Origin of the sequence: Frigoribacterium sp. MEB024 (assembly GCF_000878135.1) — a bacterium.
Lineage (GTDB): Bacteria > Actinomycetota > Actinomycetes > Actinomycetales > Microbacteriaceae > Frigoribacterium.
This window is the reverse complement of record NZ_JXQZ01000059.1, coordinates 64619-75273: the sequence shown is the minus strand read 5'-3', so window position 1 is coordinate 75273 and position 10655 is coordinate 64619. Positions and strand designations below refer to the sequence as shown.

Genomic DNA, 10655 nt, shown 5'->3' with positions numbered 1-10655 from the left:
CGGCCGGGCGGGCCGACCGGGCGGACGGGCCGACCGGGTGGACGGGCGGGCCGGCCGGGCCGCGGGTCAGGCGGTGGTGCCGGGGAGGAGCGCGATGACGCCCGCGCCACCGACGACGGCCAGGCCGACGGCGAGGGCGATCAGCGTGCCCGCGAGCATGACGGCGGACGAGATGATGCCGACGAGCGCCATGGTGCGCCCCTCGGGCTCACGGCGGCGCGACAGGATGCCGACGACAAGACCGGCGATCGGCACGACGAAGGTGAAGCCGAAGGCGATCGAGGCGAGGCCGAGGACGAGGCTCCAGACGGCGAGGGGCGAGCGCACGCCGGTGGTGGGGGCGGAGACGGTGGTGTGTACGGGTTGGTTCGTCATGCTCCGAGCCTAGGAAGACCCTCGCGGCGACCCCAGGGGGCTGACCCCCGGATGTCAGCGGGGGTCGACCGGCGCGGGCAGTTTGCCGAGCCCGCGGGTGATCACCTCGGGCGCGGACGCGAGGCAGACGCGGATCCACCCCTCGCCGCTCCGGCCGAACGCACTGCCCGGTGCGACCGCGACGCGCTCCGACAGCAGGAACCGCTCGGCCCATCCCGCCACGTCGCCCTGCGAGGCGTGGCTCACGTCGATCCAGAGGTAGAAGGCGCCGGTGGGCTCGAGGTAGCGGATGCCCCGCTCGTCGAGCAGCGTCGTGGCGAGGTCGAGGTTGCTCCGGTAGTGCTCCCGGGCGTCGGCCACGGGCTGGTGATCCCCCACGACGGCCGCGAGGGCGGCGTGCTGGTCGGGCTCGGCCACACAGCTGATCGCCGCTTCCTGGACCGTGCGCATCGTCTCGGCGAGACCCTTGGGCGTCACGAGGTAGCCGACCCGCACGCCCGTCATGGCGTAGGTCTTGCTCATCGAGAAGACGCTGAACACCCGGTCGTCGGTGTCGAGCGAGGCGAGGCTGACGTGCTTCGGCCCGTAGGTGAAGTACTCGTAGACCTCGTCGCTGATCACCCAGAGGTCGTGCCGGCGGGCGAAGTCGAGCAGACGGCGCAGCGTCTCTTCTGGGTAGACGACGCCGAGCGGGTTCGACGGACTGTTGACGACGAGGGCGCGGGTGCGGTCCCCCACGAGGTTCTCGAGCTCGTCGAGGTCGGGGTGGAAGTCGAGGTCGGGTGCCAGCGTGTAGGGCACGGGCACGGCGTCGAGCATGCGGGCGTTCATCGTGAAGGTCGTGTAGCCGGGGTCCGGCACGAGCACCTCGTCACCCGCCGCCAGCAGGAGCCCCATCGTCTGGTGCAGGGCTTGCGTCCCGCCGACGGTGACCCAGACCTGCTCGAGGTCCACGTGCACGTCGTTCTCGCGGGCGAGCTTGGCCACGAGCGCCTCGCGCAGGGCCGGGATGCCCCCGTTCGGCGTGTAGTCCGTGCGGTCGTCGGCCCAGGCGCGGCGTGCGGCATCGGCGATGTGGCGGGCCACGGGCACGTCGGGCTCTCCCACCACGAGCATGTCGACGCCGTCCAGCTGGGCCGCCAGCTCGAACACCCGACGGATTCCGGACGCGGGCACGGTGGTCATGTGGGGCGCGAGCTGGGGCATGATGGCACGGTACTACGCACGACACGGCACGCCGTCGGGCCGACGCTCGTTGAGAGTCGGGCCTGCTGCTGGTAACGTTGCCTGTTGGCTTGCGCGTTACGTCTGCAGTGGCGGAACGCGATCGCAGCCGAGAGCCGCTCCGGTGGCCATCACCGGCGGCAGCACCGGGTCCACCGATTCACGTCGGTCGGACGCTCGGCTGGCGCACACCCGTCCGAGACACAGAATCCAGAAAGTAGTTCACGTGGCAAACATCAAGTCGCAGATCAAGCGCATCGGCACCAACAAGAAGGCCCAGGACCGCAACCGCGCCGTCAAGAGCGAGCTCAAGACCGCCGTCCGCGCCACCCGCGAGGCCATCGCCGCCGGCGACAAGGACAAGGCCACCTCGGCTCTGCTCCTCGCGTCGAAGAAGCTCGACAAGGCCGCCAGCAAGGGCGTCATCCACCAGAACCAGGCCGCGAACCGCAAGTCGTCCATCGCGAAGCAGGTCGGCGCCCTCTAGGCTCCCCTCCCCCGAGCCTCCGGGCTCGACGACGAAGGCCCCGTCTCGATCGAGACGGGGCCTTCGTCGTGCCGGACCGATCGTGGGGCCGGCACCGGAAGGTCAGGAGGCGCGAGTCACGACAGCAGGGCACCGCGCGTCGAGATCATGGTCACCATCCGCTCGAGTGCGTACACCGGATCGCGTTCGGCCCCCTTGACGGCCGCGTCGGTCTCGGCGAGAAGCTCGATGCACCGGCCCAGCCCGTCCTCGGACCAGCCACGGAGGTCGCGTTGCGCCCGCTCGACCTGCCACGGGGCGAGCCCGAAACGTGAGGCGAGTTGACCCGAGCCGCCGTAGGAACCCTGCAGCTTGGCCATCGTGCGGATCTTCATCGCGAACGCCGCCACCACGGGCACGGGATCGGCCCCGGTCGACAACGCGTGACGGAGCAACACGAGGGCCTCGCCCTGGTGCCCCGCGATGGCCGCGTCGGCCACCTTGAAGGCGTTCGTCTCGACCCGGCCCGAGTAGTACTTCTCGACGGTGGCCTCGGTGATCTCGGCCGCGGCGTCGCTGATCAGCTGCTGGCAGGCGCTGGCGAGCTCGGCCAGGTCGTCGTTGAAGGCCGTGACGAGCGCCCGCAGCGCCCCCTGCGAGATGCGTCGTCGTTCGGAGGCGAACTCGGCGGCGGCGAACTCGAGCTTCTCGGTGTCTTTCTTGAGCTCGGCGCAGACGACCTCGAGACCGCCGCCCGTGCCGCCCCGGACGGCGTCCAGCAGCTTCTTGCCGCGGACCCCGCCCCCGTGGCGCAGCACCAGGGTCGTGTCGTCGGCGGGTGTGTCGAGGTAGCGCAGCGTCTCGGTGAGGAACGCGTCGGTGCACTTCTCGACGTTCGAGACGCGGATGAGGCGGGGCTCGGCGAAGAGCGACGGGCTCGCCAGGGTCACGAGTTCGCCGGGTTGATAGTGGTCGGCCTCGAGGTCGTGCACCTCGAGACTGGGGTCTTCTGCGGCGAGCTGGTCGCGGAGCTGTCGCGAGGCACGATCGGCGAGGAACTGCTCGGGCCCGCTCACCAGCACGACGGCCGCGGGCCGGATTCTGTCCCACCCCACCTGGTCGATCGCGACCGAGGCCTTCTTCGCCGTCTTGCCACTCGCTCGCGCTGCCATGCTGCCTCTCGGACGTCGTCCCACGGACGCGGGGCCCGCCGCGCCACCTCCGATGCTAGAGGACGCCACCGACGTGCCCGACGTGTCGTCAGGGTCCCGGGGCCCCGCGTGCTCCCGCCAGATCCGCAGGCCGACGTCGCCGCCCCCACGGTCGACGGGCGTGACCGCGGCCTGACCCGCCTCGTCGCTGCGGACCACGACTCCCCCGCCGTGCCGGACCAGGTCGAGCGCGACGTCGGTCGGGTGACCGTACGAGTTGTCGGCTCCCACCCCGATCAGTCCCACCCGGGCCGACACCCGCTCGTACAACTCGGCGTGCTGGTCCGCCGACCCGTGGTGCGAGACCTTCACGACGTCGACCCGTCCGAGCCCTTCCTCGCCGTCGGGTGACGAGGCGAGACGGCGTTGGGCGGTCTCACCGAGATCGCCGAGGGCCAGCAGGGAGAGGCATCCGACCCGGCAGGACCCGCCCGGGTCGAGGCGCAACACGAGGCTGGCGTCGTTACCCGCCGGGGTCGAGGAGGGCGGCCAGAGGAGCCGCCACGTGTGGTCGCCGAGGCGTCCCCGGGTGCCGACCCGCGCCTCCTGGACCTCGGCACCACCGTCGCGCAGCGCCGCCACGACCTCGGCGTCGTCCGAGCGCCCCACGGGCCCGACGAGCGCCGTGCCGACCCGACCGACCACGGAGTCGATCGCCCCGACGTGGTCACGGTCGAAGTGGGTGAGCACGAGCAGGTCGACGTGGCGCACGCCGAACGTCGAGAGGCATCGGTCGAGAGCGGCCCCGTCGTCGCCGACGTCGATCAGGGCGACGGCCCGCGCGCTCCGGACGAGCACGGCATCTCCCTGTCCCACGTCGCACTGGGCGACGACCCAGTCGTCGGGCACGGAGGCGCGGGTCACCAGGGTGCGCCCGCCCACCACGCCGACGGTCGCCACCAGGACGCTCACCAACAACGTCGTCGCGACGGCTCGCGTGCGGCCCCGGGCCCGGGCGACCACGGCGACGACGACGAGGGCCGTGACGCCGACCAGGGCGGCCACGCCGGGCGCCGAGGCGTCCCACGCGAGTCGTGTGCCCGGCCAGCTCGACGCCGACCGGGCGACGGCCGCGACCCAGGACGACGGCAGCCACGAGGCCCAGGCGACGACCGTGGCCGTCCCGGGGACCCAGGGCGCGAGCACGCAGACGACGAGTCCGCCCACGGTCGCCACCGGAGCCGCCGGGCCGGCGAGCACGTTCGCGACGACGCCGTGCAGGGCGATGCTCGGCTCGAGGGCGAGCAACACGGGCTGGCAGGCGAGCTGCGCGGCCGTGGGCACGGCGAGGGCCGCCGCCACGGGTTCGGGCACGAGGCGCGCCAGCAGGGCGGTCAGCGGCCCGCCGAGCACGACCAGCCCCGACGTCGCGAGGACCGACAGGACGAAGGCGAGGTCGCGGGCCAACCACGGGTCGACGAACAGCAGCCCGGCGACCGCCAGCGCGACGACGGGCACGCCGGCGATCGGTCGGGCGACGGCGAGATGCACGAGGACGAGCACCGCCATGACGGTGGCCCGCACGATGCTCGGCTCGGGCGTGACGAGCACGACGAACGCCGAGAGCACGACGACGGCCGCCCCGAGCCGCAGCAACCGCGGGACCTTCAGCACCGACCCGACGAGCATCACGAGTGCGACGAGAACCGCGCAGTTCGAGCCCGACACGGCCGTGAGGTGGCTGAGCGACGCCTGCGTCATGTCGTCGTCGAGGTCGTCGGGCACACCCGACGTGTCGCCGATCGCGAGCCCGGGCAACAGGGCTCCGCCGTCGCCCGGCAAGTCGGCGGCCACGGCGCGGAACGCCGACCGGAGCCCGTTCGACCACGCCGACGCCCGCCCGGGCTCGGAGCGAACGCCGAGCGGCTCGACCGCCCGCCCCTCGAACGCGACCGACTCGCCGTACCTCGCCGGGGCGAGGACCAACCGGGCCGAGACCCGGGTGCCGATCTCGACCGAGCGGCGACCGTCGACTCGCGCCCCGAACACCCGCACCGGCACGCGAGCCCCGAGCGCCACGGTCCCCCCGCCGACGTCGAGCCGATCGACCGACATCGTCAGGACGTCGGCCCGTCCCTCGACCCGGTCGAGCAGGCGCCCCTCGACGGTGACCGCGTGACCGACCGACGTCGTGAGCCCCGGCGGGTGGCGCCGATCGTCGCGCACCGCCGCCTGGCCCGTGAGCCCCGCGCACGTCCCCGCACTCAGGGCGACCACCAGCAGGACCTGCCCGGCCACGAGCACGCCCACCCGCGCGACGACCACCAGCCCGACCGCGACGACGCAGACGACGAGGGCGGCCGCGGCCACGACGGGCAAGAGCCCGGGCCGGGTCGAGCCGACCGCGAGCCCGACCCACGCCACGGCCACGGGCACCCCGAGCCGCAGGTCGAGCAAGCGACCGGGCGTCACACCCGCACCCGGTCGCGCAGCTTCTCGAGCGTCTTCGGACCGATGCCCGGCACGCCGAGCAGGTCGTCGACGCTGCGGAAGCGCCCGTTCTCGTCACGCCAGGACAGGATCGCCGCCGCGGTCGCCGGGCCCACCCCGGGCAACGTCTGCAACGCCGCGTCGTCCGCGAGGTTCAGGTCGACCGCACCACCGCCGACCGCCGCCGCTCCCCCGGGCACCGGCCCGCCCGCCGCCGGCCCACCCGCCGTCGCACCACCATCGCCCACCACGGCGTCGTCCACGGTCTCGCCCACGGCCGGCACCCGGAGCTGCTCGCCGTCGACGAGCACCCTCGCGAGGTTGACGGCCGCCTGGTCGGCCTCGGCCGTGAAGCCGCCGGCCGCGGCGACCACGTCGACCACGCGGGCGCCCTGCGGCAGTTCGTACAGGCCGGGTGCTGCCACCCGGCCGTGGACGTGCACGAAGACGACCGAGGCACCCCCGGGAGGCGCGGTGCCGGACCCTGCCCCGGCCTCGGCCCCGGTGCTCGGCTCGACGGTCACGATCTCGTCCGCCGCGCCTCCTCGGGTGGCGAACGCCGACACGGCGACGCTCACCGCCAACACGACGAAGAGCAGGACGACGACCGCGCCGAGCCCCACACGCCACCGCGGACCACCCGGCTCGGACGGGTCGACGGCGGTGCGGAAGCTGACGGTCATGACCCGTCACGGTACGAGCGGGCGTCCGCCCACACGGACGACGACGGCCGCCCTGGGGAACCAGGACGGCCGTCGACGGGTGGGGACGAGACGCGCCCCCGGGCGGCTACTTCACCGCGATGTTCACCAGGCGCGGCGCCCGCACGATGACGTTGACGATCTGCTTGTCACCGATCGCGCGCTGCACGGCCGCGGACTCGCGGGCCATCGCCTCGAGCTCGTCGGAGCCGATCTTGGGCGACACCTCGAGCCGGTCGCGCACCTTGCCGTTGACCTGGACGACCGCGGTGACGCTCGTCTCGACGAGCAGGGTCGGATCGGCCTTCCGCCAGCCGTACGTGGCGAGGGCACCGCCGTCGTAGCCGAGCTTCTCCCACATCTCTGAGGCGGTGTAGGGAGCGAACAACGACAGCCCCAGCGCGACGGTCTCGGTCGCCTCGCGGACGGCCGGGTCGGACGCGCCGGGCCCCGAGTCGATCGCCTTGCGGACGGCATTGGTGAGCTCCATCAGGCGCGCGACGACGACGTTGTACTTGAACGCCTCGCTGAGCCCCGGGGCCTCGGCGAGGAATCGATGCGTCACGCGGCGCAGGGCCTGGTCGCCGTCGGCCCACACCACGTCGCGCGAGCTGTCGACGTCGCTCGCCAGACGGAACGCCCGGGCCAGGAACTTGGCCGAGCCCGCGGGCGAGACGTCGGCCCAGTCGATGTCGTCCTCGGGCGGGCCGGCGAAGGCCATGGTCAGGCGGATGGCGTCGACGCCGTGCTTGTCGATCTCGTCGGAGAGGCTGACGACGTTGCCCTTGCTCTTGCTCATCTTCGCGCCGTCCTGCAGCACCATGCCCTGGTTCAGCAGCGCGCTGAAGGGCTCGGTGAAGTCGACGTGGCCGAGGTCGAAGAGCACCTTGGTGATGAAGCGCGCGTAGAGCAGGTGCAGGATGGCGTGCTCGACGCCTCCGACGTACTGGTCGACCGGGGCCCACTTGCTGGCCTGAGCAGGGTCGAAGGCGCGGTCGGCGTCGGTCGGGTCGAGGAAGCGCAAGAAGTACCACGAGCTGTCGACGAACGTGTCCATCGTGTCGGCGTCGCGGCGCGCCGGTGACCCGTCGCGCGGGTCGGGCACGTTCACCCAGTCCTCGGCGGCACCGAGCGGCGAGCTGCCCTTCGGCTTGAGGTCGAGCCCCTCGGTCGACGGCAGCCGGACCGGCAGCTCGTCGTAGGGCACCGGCACCTCGACGCCGTCGGCGCCGTGCACGATCGGGATGGGCGTGCCCCAGAAACGCTGACGCGAGATCAGCCAGTCGCGCAGGCGGTACGTCTTGGCCGCCTTGCCGTCGCCGGAGGCCTCGAGCAGCTCGACGACGCGCTTGATCGCGTTCGACTTGCTGAGGCCGGTCAGGGCGCCCGAGTTCATCAGTCGGCCGTCGCCGGTCAGGGCCACGCCGGTCTCGCGGGGGTTCAGGTCGGGCAGGTCGTCGGGCAGGATCGCCTGGCCGTCCTCGTCGAGCTCGAGCTTGGGGATGACGCCCGTGACGGGCGCGTTCGTGTCGACCACGACGCGCACCGGCAGGTCGTACTTGCGGGCGAAGTCGAGGTCGCGCTGGTCGTGCGCGGGCACGGCCATGACCGCGCCGTGGCCGTAGTCGGCCAGCACGTAGTCGGCGGCCCAGACCGGCATCGGGTCACCGGTGAGCGGGTTGACAGCGACCCGGCCGAGCGGCACGCCCGTCTTGGGCCGTTCGCTCGACTGACGCTCGATCTCGGTCGCCTTCTGCACGTCGACCAGGTACGCGGCGAAGGTCTCCTTGACGTCGTCCGTCGCGTCGGCCACGAGCTCGGCGGCGAGGTCGGAGTCGGGGGCGACGACCATGAACGTCGCGCCGTACAGGGTGTCGGGACGCGTGGTGAAGACCGTGACCTTCTCGTCACGGCCCTCGATCGTGAAGTGCACGTCGGCACCGATCGAGCGGCCGATCCAGTTGCGCTGCATGTTGAGCACCTTGGTCGGCCAGCGGCCCTCGAGCTGGTTGAGGTCGTCGAGCAGGCGGTCGGCGTAGTCGGTGATCTTGAAGTACCACTGCGTCAGCTTCTTCTTGACCACGACGGCACCCGACCGGTCGCTCGTACCGTCGGGCAGCACCTGCTCGTTGGCGAGCACGGTCTGGTCGACCGGGTCCCAGTTGACCCAGCTGTCTTTCCGGTAGGCCAGGCCCTTCTTGTACATCTCGAGGAACAGCCACTGGTTCCACTTGTAGTACTCGGGGTCGCTCGTGTGCAGCACCCGGCTCCAGTCGAACGACGGGGCGTAGAGCTTCATGCTCTGCTTCTGCTGGGCGATGTTGGCGTAGGTCCACTCGCGGGGGTCGACGCCGCGCTTGATGGCCGCGTTCTCGGCGGGCAGCCCGAAGCTGTCCCAGCCGATCGGGTGCAGCACGTTGAAGCCCTGCTGGCGCCAGTACCGCGTCACCATGTCGCCGAGCGCGTACTGCTCGGCGTGACCCATGTGCAGGTCGCCCGAGGGGTACGGGAACATGTCGAGGATGTACTTGCGGGGGCGCTTGTCGTCGGGGTCGACGACGAACGGCTGCTCGGCGTCCCACCGGGCCTGCCACTTCTCTTGCAGGCGGGCGACGTCGTACTCGCGTTCGGGCACGCCGTCGTGGGGCGGGGTGGCCGAGGAGGCGTCGGTCGCGGTCGTGTCGTGCTCGTGTGCCACGGGGCTCTCATTCACTGCTGGCAGTCGGTGCGGTGGGTTCGGACCGCCCGCGCGAGGGCACGGCGACGTGCGCTGGGCTCGGCGATCCTCGCCAAGGCTACCGAACGGCGCGCGCCGTCACGACATGCGCACCGAGGCCCCGTCGGCGGCACGGACGCCGAGCACGGCGAGCAGGGCCGCCGCCTTGAGCTCGACCTCGTCGCGTTCGTCGACCGGTACCGACGAGATGGTGATGCCACCGCCCACGCCGACGCGCGCACCCGCCGGTCGCGCGGGCCGTCCCGCACCCGCCGCGCGGCCACCGTGCACCACGATCGAGCGGATGGTCATCGCGAGGCTCGCCGAGCCGTCCCGTCCGAGCCAGCCCGTCGCACCCGAGTACACGCCCCGGGGCGCCCCCTCGAGGTCGGCGAGCAGTTCGACGGCCCGACGTTTCGGCGCGCCGGTCATCGACCCGGCCGGGAAGGCCGCCTCGACGACGTCGGCCGCGGTGCGCCCCGCCCCCAGCCGGGCCCTGACCGTGCTGACGAGCTGGTGGACGTGCTCGTACGAGTGCACGGCGAGCAGCTCGGACACCTCGACCGTGCCGAGGCGGGCCACCCGGGCGAGGTCGTTGCGGACCAGGTCGACGATCATGACGTTCTCGGCGCGCTCCTTGTCGCTCTCGACGAGCTCGCGTGCGAGCACCGTGTCGTCGGCGCCCGACCCGCGGCGTCGCGTGCCCTTGATCGGCGAAGACGACACCCGGCCGTCGGTCGTCACCTCGACGAACGACTCGGGCGACGCCCCGACGACGGCCACGCCGCCGATGCGCACGAACGAGGCGTGCGGAGCCGGCGAGGACCGACGGAGACGCGCGAAGGTCTCGAGCGCGTCCACCGGCCCGTCGACGTCGACCGCCGTCGTCAGGCAGAGCTGGTACGCCTCGCCGTCCGCGATGGCTCGACGACACCCCTCGATCAGGTCGAGGTACTCGTCGGGTCGGTGCCGCCAGCGGACGGAGGGTGGGGCGGAGCCCACCGAGGAGGCGCGGGTCGACCCGGGCACCGGGGGCACGGGTGGCACGTCGGCCCAGGTCTCGGCGACCGAGAGGGGCCACGGGTCGCCGGCCCGCGCGACGACCTCGAGCGAGCGTGCGGCGTGGTCGAAGACCAGGGCGCGGTCGACGTCGAGCAGGGCGAGGTCGGCCGGGTCTCCGTCGGCGGCGACGGTCGAGGCGGTGGCCGCCGGGCGGTGCCCCTCGGTGGCGTCACGGTCCAGCAGTCGGCAGCCGAAGCCGTAGCCGAGCCAGCCGGCCCAGCCGAGCGGGTGGCTGTCGGGCTCGACGTCGGCCAGGTCGTCGCGCACCTCGTGCCAGAGCCGGTCGGCGCCACCGTCGCGTACGTCACCCGTCCGGGCCGGGCCCCACCCGACGACGGACCGGCCCCGGACGGCGTCCACCCCGGCGTCGCGCCAGACGACGTCGCCGGTCGCGGCCAGGTGCCGGACGACGGCCTCGGGGTCGCGCCATGGCAGGGAGGATCGGACGACCGCGGGGCGCATACCCTTGA

At 72.7% G+C, this 10655-nt stretch carries 7 protein-coding genes and 1 pseudogene; 1 reads left to right on the top strand and 7 read right to left on the bottom strand.

Annotated features, from left to right (window positions below; translation table 11 throughout):
- Positions 1-66: 66 nt before the first annotated feature.
- Complete coding sequence (locus SZ60_RS11920) at positions 67-375, bottom strand: DUF4190 domain-containing protein (protein WP_043596191.1); 309 nt, start codon at positions 373-375, stop codon at positions 67-69.
- A gap of 54 nt (positions 376-429) precedes the next feature.
- Positions 430-1581: a pyridoxal phosphate-dependent aminotransferase gene (locus tag SZ60_RS11915; protein WP_043596190.1), complete on the bottom strand. Its 1152-nt coding sequence runs from the start codon at positions 1579-1581 to the stop codon at positions 430-432.
- A 244-nt stretch (positions 1582-1825) separates the two neighbouring features.
- Here SZ60_RS11915 and rpsT point away from each other — a divergent pair, with 244 nt between their 5' ends.
- Positions 1826-2086: a 30S ribosomal protein S20 gene (gene rpsT / locus SZ60_RS11910; protein ID WP_043596189.1), complete on the top strand. Its 261-nt coding sequence runs from the start codon at positions 1826-1828 to the stop codon at positions 2084-2086.
- 116 nt (positions 2087-2202) lie between these two features.
- Here rpsT and holA read toward each other — a convergent pair whose 3' ends face one another.
- The 5 genes and pseudogenes from holA to SZ60_RS11885 form a co-directional block, all read right to left on the bottom strand.
- Complete coding sequence (gene holA, locus SZ60_RS17725) at positions 2203-3237, bottom strand: DNA polymerase III subunit delta (RefSeq protein ID WP_043596213.1); 1035 nt, start codon at positions 3235-3237, stop codon at positions 2203-2205.
- Between the two features lie 660 nt (positions 3238-3897).
- Positions 3898-5331: pseudogene (locus SZ60_RS17805) on the bottom strand (ComEC/Rec2 family competence protein); the annotation flags it as partial.
- A gap of 353 nt (positions 5332-5684) precedes the next feature.
- The gene (locus SZ60_RS11895) at positions 5685-6389 is read right to left on the bottom strand and encodes a ComEA family DNA-binding protein (RefSeq protein ID WP_043596187.1); all 705 of its coding nucleotides are present in this window, start codon (positions 6387-6389) and stop codon (positions 5685-5687) included.
- Positions 6390-6495: 106 nt separating this feature from the next.
- Complete coding sequence (gene leuS / locus SZ60_RS11890; RefSeq protein ID WP_231567143.1) at positions 6496-9042, bottom strand: leucine--tRNA ligase; 2547 nt, start codon at positions 9040-9042, stop codon at positions 6496-6498.
- A 180-nt stretch (positions 9043-9222) separates the two neighbouring features.
- Complete coding sequence (locus SZ60_RS11885; RefSeq protein WP_052505363.1) at positions 9223-10647, bottom strand: anthranilate synthase component I family protein; 1425 nt, start codon at positions 10645-10647, stop codon at positions 9223-9225.
- Between the last annotated feature and the right edge of the window lie 8 nt (positions 10648-10655).

Bases quoted from the DNA above. Each gene is read 5' to 3' on its own strand.
- SZ60_RS11920 (WP_043596191.1), bottom strand. From the start codon at position 375: ATGACGAACCAACCCGTACACACCACCGTCTCCGCCCCCACCACCGGC.
- SZ60_RS11885 (WP_052505363.1), bottom strand. From the start codon at position 10,647: ATGCGCCCCGCGGTCGTCCGATCCTCCCTGCCATGGCGCGACCCCGAG.
- SZ60_RS11895 (WP_043596187.1), bottom strand. From the start codon at position 6,389: ATGACCGTCAGCTTCCGCACCGCCGTCGACCCGTCCGAGCCGGGTGGT.
- holA (WP_043596213.1), bottom strand. From the start codon at position 3,237: ATGGCAGCGCGAGCGAGTGGCAAGACGGCGAAGAAGGCCTCGGTCGCG.
- SZ60_RS11915 (WP_043596190.1), bottom strand. From the start codon at position 1,581: ATGCCCCAGCTCGCGCCCCACATGACCACCGTGCCCGCGTCCGGAATC.